Annotated in this window: 2 protein-coding genes; both read right to left on the reverse strand. The window is 75.7% G+C overall.

Annotation, left to right across the window (positions count from 1 at the left end; all coding sequences use genetic code 11):
* On the reverse strand, positions 1-6828 hold a 6828-nt coding region (locus tag AB0Q99_RS28645), incomplete at its 3' end, for an SDR family NAD(P)-dependent oxidoreductase (protein ID WP_363576460.1).
* Complete coding sequence (locus tag AB0Q99_RS28650) at positions 6825-20693, reverse strand: SDR family NAD(P)-dependent oxidoreductase (protein WP_363576461.1); 13869 nt, start codon at positions 20691-20693, stop codon at positions 6825-6827. The genes AB0Q99_RS28650 and AB0Q99_RS28645, both read right to left, overlap by 4 nt.
* Position 20694: the final 1 nt, after the last annotated feature.

Below are 20694 nucleotides of genomic sequence, written 5' to 3' on the forward strand. Positions count from 1 at the left end.
GGCCGGGACGGCCGACGGCGCCGGGGGCTCGGCCGGTCGGGCAGCGGCCAGCTCCCCACGCAGGAAGTCGGCGAACTCCCGTACGGACGGGTAGTCGTAGAGCCGGGTGGCGGTCAGCGCGGTGCCGTACTTCTTGTTGAGGGTCTTGACCCACTCCACCCCGACGATGGAGTCCAGGCCGAGTTCCATGAAGTTCCGGCCGAGGTCGATCTCGCTCTCCGCCAGGTAGAGCGCCTCGGAGAGGCTGGCCCGGATCTCCTGGCGCAGCTCGGCGAGCGGCTTCACCGGGGCGGCCACCGGCCCGGCCGGCACCGCCGCCGGGGCGGGGGTGGGCACCGGGGCGGGCACGGGGGCAGCGGCGGAGACGGCCGCGGGAGCGGGAACGGGGGCAGCGGCGGCGGTGACGAGCGGCTCGCCCGTCCCGGCCGTCCCGCCCAGCCCGAGGTTGCGCGGCTTCTCGGCCGGTGAGGCGGTGACCACGAGGTCCGCGCTCGGGCGCGCCAGCACGATCGGCTTCCACTCGGCCCGCTCGCGCGGAACCGTGACCACCGGGGCCGGGGCGGCGGTGACCGCCACCGGAGCCGGGACGACCGCTGCGGCGGCGGCGACCGGCGCTGCGGCAGCCGGCGCGGCGGCCCGCTTGGCCGGCCAGTGCCGGGTGCGGGCGAACGGGTACCCCGGCAGCGGCACCGGACGCGGCTGCTCGCCGGCGAAGAGCTGCCGGGCGTCCGGCTCGGCCCCCTGGCAGTACAGCGCCGCCAGCGCGGTGAGGACGTCGCGGTACCGGGTCGCGGAGACGTCCGGCCCGGTGAGCCGGTCCGTCAGGGCGCCCACCTGGACGTCCAGCAGCGAGCGGTCCTGCGCGTCGCGGGGCACGACGCCGCGCCGCACGCCCACCGGGTCCTCCCCGCGCTCGACCGCGGCCAGCGCGGCGAGGGCGTCCTCGGTGTCGGTGACCACCAGCGCGCAGCGGTGCGCGAAGTGCTGCCGGCCGTCCAGCAGGGTGTACGCGACGTCGCCGAGCCGCAGGCCGTCGGTGCCGCCGGTGCTGTCGGTACCGCCGGTGCGCAGCGCCTCGCGCAGCTCCCGGACGCGCTCGGCGAGGGCCTCGGGCGTCTTGGCGGAGAGCGTCAGCAGTCGGGCCGGGGCGGAGGTGACCGGCCTGGCGGCGGCCGCGTGACTCTCCACCACCATGTGGACGTTGGTGCCGCTCATGCCGAAGGAGCTGACCGCGCCGAGCCTGGTCCCGCCGGGACCGGCGGGCCAGGGCGTCGCCGTCTTGTTGACGCGGAAGGGGCTGCGCGCCCAGGGGATGTAGTCGCTGTCCTGCTCGCAGTGCAGGCTCGCCGGGATGACGCCGTGGCGCAGCGACTGGACCAGCGCGATGAGGCTGACCAGGCCGGAGGCGGCCAGGGTGTGGCCGACGTTCGGCTTCACGGACGTCAGCGCGCAGGTGCCGATCCCGTCGGTGTGCGCGCGGAACACCTCGTCGAGGGCGTTCACCTCGACCGGGTCGCCCAGCCGGGTGCCGGTGCCGTGGGCGACGACGTGCCCGATCCGCGCGGGGTCGATGCCGTGCCGCTTGTGGACGTCGCGGTAGAGCTTGGCCTGGGCCGCGCCGTTGGGGGCGGTGATGCCGTTGGTCCGGCCGTCGTAGTTCATGCCGCTGCCGCGGATGACGGCGAGGATGGTGTCGCCGTCGGCCTCGGCCCGGGAGAGCCGCTTGAGCACGACGACCGCGATGGCCTCGCCCAGGACCATGCCGTCGGCCCGCTGGTCGAAGGCGCGGCAGACGCCCGACTCGGAGAGCATCCCGGCCTTGCTGGTCTCGGCGAAGACCCGGGAGGTGGTCGCCAGGTTGACGCCGGCCACCACGGCGGCGTCGCACTCGCCGTTGCGCAGGCTGGCGCACGCCTGGTGCGCCGCCGCGAGGCCCGACGAGCAGGCGGTGTTGACGGCGAGCACCGGCCCGGAGAAGTCGAGGACGTAGGCCAGGCGCGAGGCGGTGATGGCCTCGTGCTGGGCGGTGATGCTGCCCTCTCCCCCGGTCACCTGGAGGTAGTCGCCCTGCTCGGCGCCGACGAACATGCCGATCTGCTCGTCGCGCAGTCGGCGCCGCCCGTAGCCGGCGTGCTCCAGGGCGCGCCAGGCTTCCTGGAGCAGCAGGCGCTGGCGCGGGTCCATGCCCTGCGCCTCGCGCGGCGAGATCTCGAAGAACGCGGGGTCGAACTCGGCGACGCCGGGGACGAAGCCGACCCGCGTGCGGCGCGGGTCCTGGGCCTCCGGGTCGGTCCAGTCGGCCCGCCGGTCCTCGGGGACGGCCGAGAGCACGTCCCGGCCCTGGGCGAGGATGTCCCACAGCTCGTCGACGGTGCGGGCGGCCGGGAACCGGCCGCTCATGCCGACGACGGCGATGGGCTCCGGCCCGGCCTGCGGGCCGGCGGTCCCGGCCCCTGCCGCCATCACGCCGGTGGTCCGACCGGCCGCGGGGTTCTGCGGCTCGACCTGCGCCTCGGCACGCGGCTCGGCCTGGGCCGCAGCCGGTGCCGCGGCCTGCGTCGGCGCGTACCGCAGGCGCAGCGCGTCGCCGTGCTCGGCGGTCAGGAAGGCCACCAGCTTCTGCGGGGTCGGGTGGGAGAAGAAGACCGAGGGCAGCACCTCGAACCCGAAGCGGCCGCTCATCGCGCCGGCGAGCTTCGCCAGGTTGACCGAGTCGAAGCCGAGCTGGGCGAGGTTCTCGTCGGCGTGGATCTGCTCACGGGGCACCCGCAGGGTGTCGCCGATCAGCGTTTCGAGGTCCGACAGGACTTGGGCGTCGAGGTCCACGTGCTCCGATCCCGGGCTGAGCGCGGTGTGCGCGGCGTCTTCGGTGGGCGAGGCGTTCGGGGTGTTCCGGTTGTTCAGGGTGTTCGGGTCGTTCGGGGTGTCGTCGGCGGACGAGGCGGCGGACGAGGCGGCGGCCGCGGGCTCCGGGTCGACGCCGAGCAGGCGGCGGACCCGGGCGGGCTCGCCGGCCAGGACGAGGTGTCGGTCGGCCCCCTGCCCGAGCAGCCGCTCGAACAGCGACAGGCCCTCGGCCTGTTCCAGCAGGCGCAGCCCGCTGGCGGAGAGGTAGAGCTCGGCGCCCTGGGCGTCCTCGAACCCCATCCCGCCGCCGCGCCACAGCGGCCAGTTGAACGCGACGGTCGCGCCGGTCCGCAGCCCCTGGCGCACCAGGGCGTTCCGGTGGCCGGCGTAGGCGGTCTGGAAGCGGTTGCCCACCGCGTAGTCGCAGCTGCCGAAGTCCCCGAGGACGGCCGCGGTGGACGAGAAGTAGCAGACGAAGTCGAGGGGTTCGTCGGCCAGGAGCTCGTCGAGCACCAGGGTGCCGGTCACCTTCGAGGCGGTCCTGGCGCCGAACTCCGCGGCGTCGTTGGTGAGGACGCTGCCCTCCCCGGCGACTCCCGCGGCGTGCAGCACCCCGTCCAGGGTCCCGAAGCGCCCGTGCGCGGCCCGGACGGCCTCGGCCATGGCCGTCCGGTCGGCGACGTCCGCCCGGCAGTACAGGACCTCGCCGCCGAGCTCTTCGAGCCGCGCGATCCGTCGCCGCTTCGCGGCGTCCAGCGGCGAACGGCCGGTCAGCACCAGGCGGGCCGAGCGGGTCCGGGCGAGGTGCTCGGCGAACATCAGGCCGAGGCCGCCGAGGCCGCCGGTGACGAGGTAGGTGCCGTGCCGGCGCAGGAGGTCCGGCCCGGCGGCGGTCCGCCCGGGACGCACCCGGCAGACATGCCGGACACCGTCGCGGTACAGCGCGCCGGCCGCCTCCGGGGCGTCGAGCTCCGCGAGCAGCCGGGCGAGCCAGGCCGCGGTGTCCGGCCGGTCGGCGGCCGGCGGTGCCTCCTCGAACACGGCCAGGAACGCGGTGTCCGGCAGCACCCTGGCGATCGAGCGCCCGAAGCCCAACCAGGCCTCGCAGTGGGCCCGTTCGAGGCCGTCCCGGAACGTCCCCGCCTGCACGATCCGGCGCACGCCGGCGCCGGACTCGGCCACCGACCGGAGCAGTTGGGCGGTGGCCGGGTGGGAGGCCGGTCCGTCGACCTCGGTGAGGGTCCGCAGCTGGAGCAGCCCGTCGACGGCGCCGTACCGGACCCGGATCCCGGTGAGGACGCGGGTGAGGTCGCCCGGCTCGTCGGCGTCGAACCAGTGGACGTCGGGCCCGCCGTTCCGGTGGCCCCGGCCCTGGGTCACGACGACCAGCCGGGTGTCCGGGGCGAGGGCCGCCGCGACCGCGGTGAGCTCCGCCGGGTCCGCGTCGGCGGGGCCGAGGCAGACCACGGTCCGCGCGGGCGCGGGCGGGCCCGCCCGCAGCGGCTCGGGCTCCCAGGCCTCGGTCAGGACGTTCAGGTCGGCGGGCAGGTCCCCGACGGCGGGCAGGACGGTGGCGGGCAGGACGGTGGCCGCCGGGACCGCGGGGGCCTCCGCGGCGGCGGTCCGGCCGGCGGCCATGGCCGCGGTGGTGCGGGTGGTGTCGATCCAGTAGCGGTCCCGGGCGAACGGGTAGGTGGGCAGCCCGATGCGGGCCGGCGCGTCCCCGTCGTACAGCGCGTCCCAGTCGACGGTGACGCCCTGGATCCACAGGCCGAGCAGCCGGTCGAGGTCCCGCTCGGCGGTCGCCGCGGCGAGCCCCTGCTCCTCGGCGGTCCGCGCGAGCGCGTCGGAGTCCCCGCCCGCCCGGCCCCGGCGCGATCCCGCGGGCTGCTCGTCCCCGTCGCGGAAGGCCGTGAGCACGGCGAGCAGCGCGGGGAGGTCCGGGACGACGGCGCCCAGCCGCTCCCGCATGGCCTCGCGGCCGATCTGCAGGGTGCGGCCGAGGGCGGGGAGGTCGGCCGGGGTGAGGGCCTGGGTGTGGATCCAGTCGACGAGCTGCGCAGCCTTCTCGCGCAGCCGCTCGGTGCTGCGCGCCGACAGCACGACCAGGACGGGCGCGGCGGGCGTTACCGGGGCGGGCGCGGCGGGCGGCTGCGGCCGGTACTCCTCGACCACCAGGTGCGCGTTGGAGCCGCCCGCGCCGAAGGAGGAGAGCCCGGCGACGCGCGGCAGTTCACTGCCGTCCGCGGCCACCGGCCGCTTCCAGTCGGCGAGTTCCTGCTGCACGGTGAAGGGCGTGTCGTCGAAGTCGATGTGCGGGTTCAGGACGTCGGAGTGCAGCGAGGGCACGAGCTTTCCGTGCCGCATCTGCAGCAGCACCTTGGTCAGGCCCGAGATGCCGGCCGCGCTCTCGCAGTGGCCGATGTTGCTCTTGACCGAGCCGATCGCGCAGAAGCCGGTGTCCCGGGTGTGCTCCCGGAAGGCCTTGGTGAGTCCGGCGATCTCGATCGGGTCGCCGAGCGCGGTGCCGGTGCCGTGGGCCTCGATGTAGCCGACCGCACGCGGGTCCACCCCGGCCTGCTGCCAGGCGTCGGACACCGACCGGGCCTGGGCCACCGGGCTGGGCACGGCGTAGCCGGTGCTCCGGCCGCCGTGGTTGACGGCCACGCCGCGGATCACGCCGTGGATCCGGTCGCCGTCGCGCACCGCCCGCTCCAGCGGCTTGAGCAGGACGGCCCCCACGCCCTCGCCCGGCACGTAGCCGTCCCCGCCCCGGCCGAAGCTCTCGCAACGGCCCTTGCCGGACACGAACTTGCCCTGCCCGAGCATCAGGTACTTGTTGGGGTGCAGCGACAGGTTGACCCCGCCCGCGACGGCCGCGTCGCAGACCCCGGAGCGGATCGCCTGACAGGCGAGGTGGATGGCGGTGATCGAGGACGAGCACATGGTGTCGACGCTCATGCTCGGGCCGCGGAAGTCGAAGTGGTACGACACCCGGTTGGCGACCGCGGAGGAGTTGCCGGAGAGCGCCACCGGGTGCCCGAGCACCTGCTCCTGGGCACCGTAGAGCTGGTACTCCTCGTACATCACGCCGACGTACACGCCGACCCGGGCGGCCGGGCCGTCCTGCCCGGCGGGCGCGTTGAGCCGTGCCGGGGTGTAGCCGGCGTCCTCGACGGTCTCGTGGACGCACTGCAGGAACAGCCGCTCCTGAGGGTCCATCAACTCCGCTTCGGCCGGGGATATGTGGAAGAACAGCGGGTCGAACTCGGCGGCGCCGTCGAGGAATCCGCCCCACTTGCTGTACGTCTTGCCCGGCGCGTCCCGGTCCGGGTCGAAGTACGGCCCGTGGTCCCAGCGGTCGGCCGGGATCTCGGTGACGCTGTCCCGGCCGTCCGCCAGGTTGGCCCAGAACTCCTCCAGCGTCCGCGCCCCGGGGTAGCGGCCGGAGAGCCCGACGATCGCGATGTCCAGGCCGGTCCGATCCGCCCGGTCCGTCGGGGTCGAGGCCGGAGCCGGCGCCGGGGCCTCCGACACGGACTGCCGGGCCGGCGCGACGTCCGCGCGGGTGGCCCACCGGGTGGCGGCGAGCGGCTTGCGGGCCGGCGCCCCGGCCGCACGCGGGCGCGGCCGCGGGGCCGGGGCGGCCCCGGCCGGGGCGCCGGCGTCCGCCCGGGTTCCGCCCGTCCCGGGCTCCTCGGCGCCGACCAGCGCGCGCAGGGCCGGCCCGTGCTCCTCGGCGAAGTGCCGCGCCACGCCCCGCAGGTCGCGGAACTCGAAGAACAGCGTCTTGGGCAGCGACCCGAAGACGGCCTCCAGCTCCGCCGTCATGTCCATCGCCATGACCGAGTCGATCCCGAGGTCCTCGAAGGGCGCCCGGCTGTCGATCCGGTCGACCGGCAGCTTGGTGGCCTTGGAGAGCAGGCGCTTGAAGTACGCGACCGCCCGTTCGACGAGCGCGTCGTTGTCGTTGTGCGTCACGAATTCGTCCCGGCGGCAGAGGTAACAGGAAGGTTCTCGTGCGGTGTTGCGGAGTCGGTCGCGGAGTCGGTGGCGGTGGCGGTGCCGGCCCCGTCGTGGCCGGCGGCGCCCGCGGTGACCAGTACCTGGCTGTGCGGCGAGCCGAGCGCCCGGTAGAAGGCGGCCAGGCCCTCGGCGGTCTCCAGCGGCACGACGCCGTAGCGCTCGCGCAGCAGGGCGGCCGTCCCGGCGGGGACGCGCATCCCGCCGTCGGCCCACAGCGGCCAGCCGATGGACTGGCTGTGCCCGGAGCGCTCCCCCCGGGCCACCAGGTCCCGCCGGTGCCACGCGTAGGCGTCCATGAACGCGTTCGCCGCCGCGTAGTCGACCTGGCCCACGTTGCCGTGGGCACCGGAGGTCGAGGAGAAGGTGACCAGGAAGTCGAGCGGGAGGTCCCGGGTCGCCGTGTCGAGGTTGACCAGCCCCGCCACCTTGGGGGCGAGGACCGCGCGGAAGTCCTCGGCCCGCTTGCGCAGGATGAGGGCGTCGCGGGTCACCCCGGCGCTGTGGATGACGCCGTCGATCCGGCCGTACCGGTGGAGCGTGCGCGCGATCAGCGCGTCCGTCTCCTCCCGGCTGGCCAGGTCGGCCCGTTCGTAGTGGGCGGCACCGGCACCGCGGGCCACCAGGTCGGCCAGCGCGGCGCGCTTGTCCGCGTCCTCGGCGGAGCGGCCGGTGAGCACCAGGGTCGCCCCGCCGGTCCGCTCGGCGATCTCGCGGGCGAGGACCAGGCCGAGCGCGCCCGTCCCGCCGGTGATCAGGTAGACCCCGCGTTCCTTCCAGGGCGACGGCGCGGCGACGGCGGTGTCGTCCGCGGTGTCCTGCGCGGTCCAGGTCCACACCTCGCGGCGGCCGTCCCGGTACCGCACCACGGTGTCCTCGGGCTCGGTCCGGTTGTCCAGGATCCGTCCGACCGCGGTCTCGGCGGTGTCCGCGGGATCGAGGAGCACGAGTTGTCCGGTGATGTTCGGGTTCTCCAGGTTCGCGGTGCGGAGCATCGCGGCCAGGCCGACGAGCGGGCCCGCTCCGGGGCCGCCGGCGACCGCGAGTTGGACGTGGACCTTGCCCGCCGACCCGGGTGCCTCGGTGCGCAGCCGTTCCAGCAACTGCAGCGCGTACGCCGTGTACCGGCCATCCAGACTGTCCTCCCCCGACGTCAGGACGGCGACCTCGGTGCCGCCCCCGTCCTCCAGCAGTGCGGACGCGCCGTCGGGCAGCCCGGCGAGCAGCACGATCCGCCGGACTCCGTCGACGGGGGACGGTCCCCGCCGGGCCTCCCGCGCCTCGATGCGCGGGACCAGCAGGGTCGCGGCACCCCCGGATGCTCCCTCACGACGAACCGTTCGGTCACGCCGCGTCACGTGATGAGACGTTACATGATCGTCAGTCATATTTGATACGGGAACCGGAACATGATTTTCCGTGTTCTCGATCACCCTGAAAGACAACCCGCCGATCCGCACCCGGATCCGGCCCAGCTCGTCGGCGAGGTCGACGTCGAGCCTGCGGACCGTCCCGTCGCCGGACTGCTCGGAGCTCGGCCGCACCCAGGCCCACATCGCCTCCGTGCAGGGCCCGAGGACCAGCACGTCGTCGACGGCGAACGGGACGGCGAGGCCGCCCTCGGCGCCGGCCCCGCGGCCGAGGTCCTCGAGGACCCCGACGCAGGCCTGGAGCGCACCGTCCACCAGGCTCGGGTGGAGCGTGAACTCCCCCGTCGTCCCGGCGACCGCGCCGGGCAGCGCCAGCTCGGCCAGCGCCTGCCCGCGCCCGACCAGGATCCGCCGCACGCTCCGGTGCGCCGGACCGTAGCCGATCCCGGCCGCGCGGTAGAGCTCGTAGCACCGCTCCGCGGTCAGTTCCGGCCGGTCGCAGGCCGCCCGCAGGGCCGCCAGGTCGAGGACGCCCTCCTCCAGTCCCTCGACGAAGTAGAGCGTGCCCTCGGCGTGCACCTCCTCCGGGGCGCCGTGGATCCGGAAGCGGATGTCGCCGTCGGCCTCGGGGCGCAGGCCGACGTGCACCTCCTCGGGCCGGCCCGCCACCGTCAACGGGCGGCCCAGCACCACGTTCCGCAGCGCCACCGGCGCGGACGGCTCGACGGTCGTGCGGGAGCTCAGGCAGGCGGCCGCGACCGCCATCTCCAGCGCGGCCGCGCCCGGCAGCATCCGCTCGCCGTGCACCACGTGGTCGCGCAGGAAGAACTCCTGCCCGGTGAACACCGAGGTGTAGCGCTGCTCCTCGAAGTCCGAGGTGTTGGTGTGGATCAGCGGGTGCAGCCGGGCGCCGGCCGCGGCGGGCGCCGGCCCGGGCTCCCCGTCGAACGGGAAGTAGCGCTCCCGCGCGAACGGGTAGGCCGGCAGCGCGATCCGCCGGGGGGCGTCGGCCCCGGGCAGCAGCCGCCAGTCCACCGGGACGCCGTTGACCCACAGGTCGACCAGCTTCTCGTGCTTCCCCTTGACCGCCCAGGCCGCGATCATCGCGTCCAGGTCGGTGTCCGGGGCGAACAGCGAGAGCACGGTGCCGTCCCGGTCCGCCCGGCCCCGGACGACGTCCTCGGCGGCGCCGCCGTCGAGGAAGCGCCGCAGCTTCGCCAGCAGGTCGGCCACCGAGTCGGCGGTCACCGCCAGCCGCTCCGCCATCGCCTCCCGGCCCACCTGCAGGGTGTGGGCGACGTCCGCCAGGTCGAGCCCGGCGTGCTCGGGCCGCTCCAGCCAGGCCACCAGGTCGGCGGCCCGCTCGCGCAGCCGGTCCGCGGTGCGGGCCGAGAGCGGCACCACCGTCGGGCGTCCGGCCGCCGGGGCGGGGCGGGGCGGCCGCGCGGGCAGGTGCTCGGCGACGACGACGTGGGCGTTGGAACCCCCGGCGCCGAACGACGAGATCCCGGCCACCCGCGGCAGGCGGGCACCCGAAGCGTCCGTCGCCACCGGCCAGTCGGCGAGCTCCCGCTGCACGACGAACGGGGTCGCGCCGAAGTCGATGTGCGGGTTGAGCGCGTCCGCGTGCAGCGAGGGCGCGAGCTTGCCGTGCCGCAGCTGCAGCAGCACCTTGGTCAGTCCGGCGATCCCGGCGGCGCTCTCCGCGTGCCCGATGTTGCTCTTGACCGAACCGATCGCGCAGAACTGCCGGTCCCCGGTGTGCGCGCCGAACGCCTCGACCAGACCGGCGACCTCGATCGGATCGCCGAGGGCCGTCCCGGTGCCGTGCGCCTCGACGTAGCTCACCGTCCGCGCGTCCACGCCCGCGGACGCCAGGGCCCGGGCCACCACGTCCGTCTGGGCCTGCGGGTTCGGCACCGAGTACCCGTTGGTCTTGCCGCCGTGGTTGACCGCCGTGCCCTTGATCACGCCGTGGATCCGGTCGCCGTCCGCGAGCGCCCGGGCCAGCGGCTTGAGCAGCACCGCGCCCACGCCCTCGCCCGGCACGTAGCCGTCCCCGCCCTCGCCGAAGCTCCGGCAGCGGCCGTCGGTCGAGGCGAACCGGCCCTGGCTCAGCAGCAGGTACTTGTTCGGGTGCAGCGACAGGTTGACCCCGCCGGCGATCGCCGTCTCGCAGTCACCCGCCCGCAGGCTCTGGCAGGCCAGGTGCAGGGCGGTCAGCGAGGACGAGCACATCGTGTCCAGGCTGAGGCTCGGCCCCCGGAGGTCGAAGTAGTACGAGACCCGGTTGGCGATCGAGGCCGGGCTCCCGGCGACCGCCAGCGGGGCGCCGCCCAGCTGCGACTGGGCGCCGAACAGCTGGTACTCCTCGTACATGACGCCGGCGAACACGCCGACCCGGCCGGCCAGCACGTGCCCGGTGGCGCTCCTGCCGGTGTCCCGGACGTAGCCGGCGTCCTCCAGGGTCTCGTGGACGCACTGCAGGAACAGCCGCTCCTGCGGGTCCATGATCTCCGCCTCGCGCGGCGAGATGCCGAAGAACTGCGGGTCGAAGTCGTAGGCGCCGTCCAGGAAGCCGCCCCACTTGCTGTAGGTCCGGCCCTCGGCCGGAGCGGCGTCGAACCAGCGGCCGTGGTCCCAGCGGTCGGCCGGCACCTCGGTGACGCAGTCCGTCCCGGTGGCGAGGTTGTGCCAGAACGCCTCGACGTCGCGGGCCTTCGGGTAGCGCCCGGCCAGGCCGATGATCGCGATGTCCCCGGTCGGCGCGGGCCCCTGCCCACCGGGCCGGTCGGCGGCGGACCGGGCCTGTGCCGTGGTCCGCCAGGTCCGGGCCGGCGCCCGCTCGGGCTCCGCGGTCGCGACGGCGGCGGCGCGGGCCGGCGCGGACACCGCGACCAGCTCGCTCATCCGCTCCCGGCGGGTCTCCAGGAAGTGCCGGGAGAGCGCGTCGATGGTGCGGAACTCGAAGAACAGCGTCTTCGGAAGGGAGCCGAAGACCTGCTCCAGAGCGCGGGTCAGCTCCATCGTCATCACGGAGTCGACGCCGTAGTCCTCCAGGGGGGCCAGCGCGTCGATCCGGGCCGCCGGCAGGTCGATGACCGAGGCCAGCAGCTTCTTGAAGTAGGCCGCCGCCCGCTGGGCGGTGTCCTCGTCCGTGCCGTCCGCCATGGGCAGCGCCTGCGCCGGGGCGGGCAGCGCCCGCGCCGCGGGTACCGGTGCCGACGCCGGCGCGGTCCGCTCGTGGAGCAGCCCGGCCAGCAGGGTCTCCCGCAGTCGCGGCCGGTCCCCCTCCAGCACCAGCACCCGGCTCCAGTCCGCGGACAGCGCCCGGTCGAACGCCTGCAGGCCGGTCGTGGTCCGCAGCGGGACGAGGCCGAAGCGCTCGGCGAGCGAGCGCTCGGTGCCCGGGTCGACGTGCATCCCGCCGTCCGCCCACAGCGGCCAGTCGAACGCGACCGTCCGGCCGCTCCGCTCCCCCGCCGCCACCAGCGCGTTCCGGTGCAGGGCGTACGCGTCCATGAAGGCGTTGGCGGCGGCGTAGTCGGACTGGCCGACGTTGCCGAGGGCTCCGGCGACGGACGAGAAGACGGCCAGGAAGCCCAGGTCCAGCGCGCGGGTGGCCCGGTCCAGGTTCACCAGGCCGGCCACCTTCGGCGCCAGGACGCTCGCGAAGTCCTCCTCGGACTTGCGGAGCACGAAGCCGTCCTTGAGGAACCCGGCGGCGTGCAGGACGCCGTCGATCCGGCCGAAGCGCTCGACCGTCCGCCCGACCAGCGCCTCGACCGCGGCCCGGTCGGCGACGTCGGCCGGCTCGTAGCGGGCCTCCGCGCCGGACTCCCGCAGCTCGCGCAGGAGTTCCTCCTTCCGCCCGTCCAGCGGCGCCCGGCCGGTGAGCACGATCCGTGCCCCGCTCGTCCGCTCGGCGATGTCCCGGGCGAACAGCGCGCCCAGCCCGCCGGCCCCGCCGGTGATCAGGTAGACGCCGCCGTCCCGCCAGGGTGCGGGGGCGACCGGAGCGTCCTGCGGCTCGCTCCAGCGCAGGAGTTCCCGGGCGCCGCCCCGGTAGCGGACCGCGGTGTCGGACAGCGCGGCCCGGTCGGCGAGCACCTGCTCGGCCGTGTCCTCCGGAGCGTCCTGCGGGTCGACCAGCACCAACTGGCCGAGCACCCGGGGGTTCTCCAGGTGCGCGGACTGCAGGACGGCGAACAGCCCGGCCCACAGGGCGCCCTCGGCGTCGGCCGGGGCGACCAGCTGGACCCGCACGGGGTGCTGGGCGCGCTCGCCCAGCAGCTCCCGCACGGTGCGCAGGACGGTGAGCGCGTCCTCGGTGTACCGGCCGTCGACACCGGCGGCGGCGGACTCCAGTCGGACCACCCGCCCGGCGCCCCGCGCCTCCAGGGCGATGGCGAGCCGGGGCAGACCGGCCACCAGGACGAGCCCCTCGGGCGCCTCGCCGCCGTCGGCGCGCTCGGCGGCGCTCCAGAGCGGCACGGCCACCAGCGGACGGACCGCCGGCTCGACCGGGAAGGCGCGCAGCGACACGCCCCGGAGCCGGACCCGGACCCCGCCCTGCTCGTCGCACAGGTCGATGTCCAGGCGGCGCACCGCGCCGTCCGGCGTCCGCGCGCCCTCGCGCACCCAGGCCCACATCGCCGGGGTGCAGGGGCCGAGGATCTCCAGCTCGTCCAGCGCGAACGGCAGCAGCAGCCGCCCCTCGCCACCGTCGAGCGGCGGCATCCCGGCGCAGGCCTGCAGGGCGGAGTCGAGCAGCGCCGGGTGGAGCACGTAGGCGTCGAGGGTGTCCCGGACGGCACCCGGCAGGGCCAGCTCGGCGAGCACCTGACCGTCGCCGGTCAGGATCCGCTCGACGCCCCGGTGGCCGGGGCCGTAGTCGATGCCGTGGGCGCGGAACGTGCGGTACGCCTGTTCCGCGTCCACCTCCGGCCCCCGGCAGGCGGCGCGCAGCGCGGCGAGGTCCAGGCGGGCGGCGGGCGCGGGCGCGTCGTCCACGACGACCGAGCCCTCGCCGTGGATCACCCGGTCGCCCGTGCCGTCCTCCGCGCCGTCGGCGGCGCTGAAGATCTCGAAGCCGACCTCCGCCGGCCCCTTGGGCAACAGGGCCACCCGCACGGTGCGGGGCCGTTCGCCCACGGTGACCGGCCGGGCCCAGACGACGTTGCGCACCCGCAGGGCGCCTGACGGCCCGTCGAGCGAGGCCGCCACCGCGGCCCGTGCCAGCTCCAGGCAGGCCGCGCCGGAGAGGACCCGCTCGCCGCGGACCCGGTGGTCCCGCAGGAAGAACTCCTCGCCGGTGTAGACGGAGGTGAACCGCTGCTCGTGCAGGCTGGAGGTGTTGGTGTGTAGCAGCGGGTGCAGCCGGCCCGCGCCGTCCGCGGGCTGCGGCGCGGTCGCCGGCCCCGGGGCGAGCCAGTAGCGCTCCCCCTGGAAGGGGTAGGTCGGCAGCGGCACCCGGCGTGCGCCGTCCGCGCCGGACAGCCGCTCCCAGTCGACCGCCCGGCCGGTGACCCACCGCTCCAGCAGCCGGTCGAGGTCCCGGTCGGCGGGCCGGGCGTCGGCCGCCCCGGCCTGCTCCGCTCCCGCCCGCTCCGGTCCGGCCCCGGTGGCTCCGGCCGGTGCGCCCTGCTGCCGGTCGGCCCGGCCGCGATACCACCCGGCCGGCTCCGCACCGGCGAGGAAGGCGCCGAGCTTCGCGGCGAGTTCGGCGGTGGAGCCGACCACCAGGCCGAGCCGCTCCTCGTACGCCTCGCGGCCGACCCGGAGGGTGTGGGCGAGGTCGGTGAGCGCCACCGCGGCGCCGTCCTGCGCCAGCCAGTCCCGCAGCTGCTCGGCCTGGGCACGCAGGGCCTGGGCCGTGCGCGCGGACAGGACCACGGCGGTGGTGTCGTCCGCGTCGCCCGCCGGGCGGGCGGCGGTCGCCGGGACGTACTCCTCGACGATCACGTGGGCGTTGGAACCGCCCGCGCCGAACGAGGAGATCCCGGCCAGCCGCGGCAGCTCGGTGCCGTCCGCGGCCACCGGCCGCCGCCACTCGGCGAGTTCGCGCTGCACCCGGAACGGCGTGTCGGCGAAGTCGATGTGCGGGTTCAGCACCTCCGAGTGCAGCGAGGGCACCAGCGTGCCGTGCTTCAGCTGGAGCAGCACCTTCGTCAGCGCCGCGATCCCGGCGGCGCTCTCCGCGTGCCCGATGTTGCTCTTCACCGAACCGATCGCACAGAACTGCCGGTCCCCGGTGTGCTCACCGAACGCCCTGGTCAGACCCGCGATCTCGATCGGGTCCCCGAGCGAGGTCCCGGTACCGTGCGCCTCGACGTAGCTCACCGACCGCGCGTCCACCCCGGCGGCGCGCAGCGCGTGCCCGACGACGTTGTGCTGGGCGCGCGGGTTCGGCACCGAGTAGCCGTTGGTCCGGCCGCCGTGGTTGACGGCCGTGCCGCGGATGACGCCGTACACGGTGTCCCCGTCGGCGACGGCCCGGTCCAGCGGCTTGAGCAGCACGGCGCCGACGCCCTCGCCCGGCACGTAGCCGTCCCCGCCCTCGCCGAAGCTCTCGCACCGGCCCTTGCTGGAGGCGTACTTGCCGTGGCCGAGCATCAGGTACTTGTTCGGGTGCAGGGAGAGGTTCACCCCGCCCGCGACGGCCAGCTCGCAACCGCCGGTGCGCAGGCTCTCGCAGGCCAGGTGCAGCGCGGTGAGCGAGGACGAGCACATGGTGTCCACGGCCAGGCTCGGCCCGTGCAGGTCGAAGACGTAGGAGATCCGGTTGGCGATCGAGGAGGCGCTCCCGGACAGCGTGACGTTGCGGCCGCGCGCCTGCTCCTGGGCGCCGTAGAGCTGGTACTCCTGGTACATCACGCCGACGAACACCCCGACGTTGCCGGGCAGTCCGCGCCCGTCGTGGCGGCTCAGCGCCTCGCGCGGGTAGCCGGCGTCCTCCAGGGTCTCGTGGACGCACTCCAGGAACAGCCGCTCCTGGGGGTCCATGAACGCGGCCTCGCGCGGCGAGATGTTGAAGAACAGCGGGTCGAAGTGGTCGGCCCGGTCGAGGAAGCCGCCCCACTTCGTGTAGGTGCGGCCCGGCGCGTCCGGGTCCGGGTCGAAGTAGCGGCCGTGGTCCCAGCGGTCGGCCGGCACCTCGGTGATGCTGTCCCGGCCCTCGGCGAGGTTGCGCCAGAACTCCCGGACGTTGCGCGCCTGCGGGTAGCGGCCGGCCAGGCCGATGACGGCGATGTCGGCGCTCCCCGGGACGGGCCCGGCGCCGGCCCGGCGGGCCCGGTCACGGCGCGCCGACCGGCGCCCCGAGCGGTGCTCGGACCGGTGGGCGGGGGCCTCGCCGGCGGCGGGCGGCACCGGTGCCCCGGCCGCCGGAGCGTCCCCGGCGCCGAGCAGGGCAGCGAGCTTCCCCTCGTGCCCGGCCACGAAGTACTCGGCCAGCGCCCGGATGGTCTGGTACTCGAAGAACAGCGTCTTGGGCAGCGAACCGAACACCCGCTCCAGGGAGTTGGTGAGGTTCATGGTCATGATCGAGTCGAGGCCGTACAGGCTCAGGTCGTCGTCCGCCTCGATCCGCTCGGCGGGCAGCCGCAGCTCGGCCGCCAGCAGACCCACCAGGTACCCGGCGGTCCGCTCGGCGAGCGTGCCCACCGGGCGGGCGGGCGCCGCCGGAGCGGCGGCCGGGGCCGCCGGGAGCGGCTGCGCCGCCTCGACGGGCTCGCGCCCGGCCGGGGCCTCCTGGCCGGCGTCGGCCGTGTAAGCGCGGGAGGTGAAGCCGCGCAGCCGGGCGCGCGGGGCGCCGGCGTCGTCCAGCAGGTCGATGTCCAGCTTGCGCACGGCGCCGTCCGGCCGGTCGTCCGCGCTGTACCGCGCCCAGGCCCACATGGCCGGGGTGCACGGGCCGAGGATCTCCAGCTCGTCGAGCGCGAAGGGCAGGTGCAGCGGGGCCGGGCCGTCCGCCCCCGGGGCGCCGAACAGCCCGAGCGAGGACTGCAGGGCGGAGTCCAGCAGGCCGGGGTGCAGCACGAAGGAGTCGAGGCCGGCCGCGACCGCCTCCGGCAGCAGGAGCCGCGCGACGGCCTGGCCGTCGCCGATCTCGATGCCCGCCAGGCCGCGGTGGCCCGGCCCGTAGTCGAGGCCCATGGCCGCGTAGGCGCGGTAGCACTGGTCGGCGTCCAGCGTCGCGGTGCCGCAGGCGGCCCGCAGTGCGGCCACGTCGAGCGGCTCGGCCGGCACGGCGGCGCCGACCACGGCCAGACCCTGGCTGTGCACGACCGGCGCGCTCCGGTCCCCGTCCGGCAGTCCGGTGATCTCGAACGCGACGGCGCCGTCCTCCTCGGCGAACAGCGTGGTGCGCACCCGCGCGGGCTGCCCGTCGACGGTCAGCGGACGGGCCCAGACGACGTTGCGCAGGCTGATCCGCTCGGGGACGGCGTCCAGGGAGGCCGACACGGCCGCCCGCGCCAGCTCCAGGTACGCGGCTCCCGGGAGCACCTTGCGGCCGTGGACGACGTGGTCGGCGAGGAAGAACTCCCCGCCGGTGAACTCCGAGGCGAAGCGCTGCTCGTCGAGGCTGGAGGTGTTGGCGTGGAGCAGCGGGTGGAGCCCGGCCGGGCGCGGCGCGGCGGCGGGGCCGGCCGCGAGGTCGCCCACCCAGTGGCGCTCCCGGGCGAAGGGGTAGCCGGGCAGCGACAGCATCCGGGGGCGGCCCCCGGGGTGGAACCGGTCCCAGTCGACGGCCAGGCCCTTGGTCCAGAGGTCGAGGACCTTGTCGTACTTCCCCTTGGCGATCCAGCGGTCGACGGTCGCCGCCATGTCGGCGTCGGCGGCGAGGACGGCCAGGGTCTCCCGGTGCTCCTTGACGTTGCCCAGGTAGAGGTCCTCGACGTCCTGCGCCCCGGCGAGGAAGTCGCCGAGCCGGTCGAGGAGTTCGGCCGGGGTGGCGGCCAGCAGGCCCAGCCGGGTCTCCATCGCCTCGCGACCGGTCTGCAGGGTGCGGGCCAGTGCGTCGAGGTCCAGTGCGTCGAGGTCCTGGCGGTCCAGCCAGTCCAGCAGGTCCAGGGCCCGCTCGCGCAGGCGCTCCTCGTCCCGGGCCGAGAGCACGATCGGCCGCGGGGTGCTCGGGTCAGCCGGGGGGGCCGCCGTGCGGGCCGCGGCGGCCGGGCGGTACTCCTCGACGACGACGTGCGCGTTGGACCCGCCCGCCCCGAACGAGGAGACGCCCGCCAGGCGCGGCAGCTCGGTGCCGTCCGCGGCCACCGGCCGCCGCCACTCCCCCGCCTCGCGCTGGAGGCGGAACGGCGTGCGGCCGAAGTCGATGTTGGGGTTGAGCTCGTCCGCGTGCAGGCTCGGGACGAGCCGGCCGTGCCGCATCTGCAGGACGACCTTGAGCAGACCGGCGATGCCGGCCGCCGCCTCCAGGTGGCCGATGTTGCTCTTGGCCGAACCGAGGGCGCAGTACTGCCGGTCCCCGGAGTCCGGGGCGAAGGCCTGGGTCAGCCCGTCGACCTCGATCGGGTCCCCCAGCTCCGTGCCCGTGCCGTGGGCCTCCAGGTAGCTGATGTCACGGGCCGAGACACCGGCCCGGTCCAGGGCCGCGCGCACCACCTCGGCCTGCGCGACCGGGTTGGGCACGGTGTAGCCGTTGGTCCGGCCGCCGTGGTTGATGCTGCTGCCGCGCAGGACCGCGTGAATGGTGTCGCCGTCCCGCTCGGCGTCGGCGAGCCGCTTGAGCAGGACCACCGCGACGCCCTCACCGGGGACGAAGCCGTTGCCGCCCGCGCCGAAGCTGCGGCAGCGGCCGTCGTCGGAGAGCATCCGCTTGCCGGACATCAGCGTGTAGTTCGACGGGTGCAGGTAGAGGTTGACCCCTCCGGCCAGGGCGAGGTCGCACTCGCCCCGGCGCAGGTGCTCGATCGCCTCGTGGACGGCGCTCAGCGAGGAGGAGCACATGGTGTCGACCGGCAGGCTGGGGCCGTGCAGGTCGAGGACGTACGAGACCCGGTTGGCCACGGAGGCGAACGAGGTCAGCGGGTGCAGCTTCCCGTCGCGCTCCCACAGGCCCGGGCCGTGCAGGTCGAAGCCGGTCTTGGAGACGCCCGCGAAGACGCCGACCCGGCCGCCGTGCGCCTGCGCCAGCCGGCGGCGGGTGTAGCCGGCGTCCTCCAGGGCGTTCCACGACTCCTGCAGGAAGAGTCGTTCCTGCGGGTCCGTGTTCATCGCCTCGTGCGGGGAGATGCCGAAGAACAGCGGGTCGAACTCGGCGAAGCCGTCGAGGAATCCGCCCCACTTGCTGTAGCTGAGGCCCCGGGCGACGGCCTCGTCGCGGTCGTGGTGGTAGAAGCCCTCCAGGCTCCAGCGGTCGGCGGGGATCGCGGTGACGCTGTCGCGGCCCTCGGCCAGGTTGCGCCAGAACTCGTCCAGGGTGCGGGCCTGCGGGAACCGGCCGCTCATGCCGATGATCGCGACGGCGTCGTCGGCCGGACGGACGGACGCCGTCGCCGTCGCCGTCGCCGTCGTGGTCGTGTTCGTGGTCGTGGTCGTGGTCGCCGTGACCGCGACGGCCTGGGCGGGCTGGGCAACCGGGGTGGCCTGCGCGGGGACGGGCCGGGCGGCGGTGCCCGGGGCCTCGACGGCGACGGCCGGGGCGGTGCGGGGCGCCCGGGCCGCCGTCAGGCCGGTCCACGCCAGACAGGTTCCGCGGTGCTCCCGCAGCAGGTGACCGGCCAGCTCGTCCAGGACGTTGAACTCGTAGAGGACGGTCTTGGACAGGCCGGTGAAGACCTCGGCGAACTTGCGGTTGAGCCGGGTGATGACGATGGAGTCGATCCCGTAGTCCTCCAGCGGGGCCTGCGGGTCGATCTTCGCCGTCGGCAGGCCGATCACGCCGCCGAGCACCTGCTTGAGCCGGCGCACGACCCGCTCGTGCAGCACTCCCTCGTCGACCTCCGCGACCTCCGCGACCTCCGGGGCCGCCGCGGCCTCCGTCGACGCGGCGGGCGCCACCGGATCGGCGGCCGTGGCGGCCTGCGCCCCGTCCCCGAGCAGGGTCCGGCGGATCCTCGGCCCGTCGCCCTCGACCGCCATCACCTGGCAGTGCGCCGAGGCGAGCGCCTCGTGCAGCACCCGCAGCCCCGAGGCGGTGGCCAGCGGGTCCATGCCGACCTCCGCGCGCAGTGCGCGCACGGTCTCCGGGTCGGGGGCCATGCCGCCCTCGGCCCACAGCGGCCAGTTGACCGACAGGCTGCGGCCGGAGCGCCGGCCGGCGGCGGCCAGACCGTCCCGGTGGTGCGCGAAGGCGTCCTGGAAGGCGTTGGCGGCGGCGTAGTCCGCCTGTCCGACGTTGCCGGTCACCGCCGCCAGCGAGGAGAACAGGGCGAAGAAGTCCAGCGCGTCGTCCCGGGTGGCGCGGTCGAGGTTGACCGTGCCCGCGACCTTGGGCGCGAAGACCTCGCGCAGCTGCCCGGCGCTCTTGCGCAGGACGAAGTCGTCGCGCAGGACACCGGCGCTGTGCAGCACGCCGTCGATCGTGCCGCTCTCCCGGCGCACCGCGGCCAGGAAGGCCTCGGTGCGGGCCGCGTCGGCCACGTCGAGCGCCGTGTAGCTCAGCCGGGCCCCGGGGCGGGCCAGCGCTTCCAGGACCGCCCGCCGCCGGTCGTCCAGGGCGGAGCGGCCGACCAGGTGGACCGTCACGGAGCTGACCGAGCCGACCAGGTCGCGGGCGAGCAGCAGGCCGAGTCCGCCGAGGCCCCCGGTGACGACGTAGACGCCGCCCTCCTTCCAGGGCAGCGCGGTGGGCCCGGGCTCGGGCAGTTCCTCCCAGCCCCGCACCTCCCGGCCGTCGGCCCGCAGCCGGACCTCCCGCTCGCCGGGCCGGCCGGCGCACGCCACGATCCCGGCGGCGGCGTCCGCGCCCTGCGAAGGCTCGACCAGGACGAGCTGCGGCAGCAGCCGCGGGTTCTCCAGGGCCGCGGACTTCAGCAGCCCGAACAGCCCGGCGAGCAGCGCGTCCGCGCCCACCGCCGGGACGACCAGCTGGACCACCGTGCGGGGCAGCGACCGGTCCGCGGCCAGCTCCCGCAGGGCTTCGAGCACCTGCACGGCCAGGTCCGCGTAGCGCTCGGCGAGTCGGTCGGCGGAGCTCACCAGGAGCCGCACCGCGGCCTGCCCGGCCCGCTCGCGCAGCGCCCGGTCCAGCTCGGCCGGTCCGGCGAGCAGCACCAGGTGGCCCTCGACGCCGGCACCCGTGCCGGGCACCGCGGGCCGCCACACCGGGCGGGCCCGCACCAGTTCGGGGGCGGGCGCCGGCCCGTCCCCGGGCGCCGCCGACGCGCCGGGCCCGGCGGGCTCCCGGTGGTTCTTCAGCTGCTCCTTGACCGCGTCCCGCGAGACGCGCCCGGCCTTGAGGTCCAGCAGGAGCCGTTCGAGCTGCCTGTCCATG

The organism is Kitasatospora sp. NPDC086791 (assembly GCF_040685975.1).
In the GTDB taxonomy this organism is placed as follows: Bacteria; Actinomycetota; Actinomycetes; order Streptomycetales; family Streptomycetaceae; genus Kitasatospora.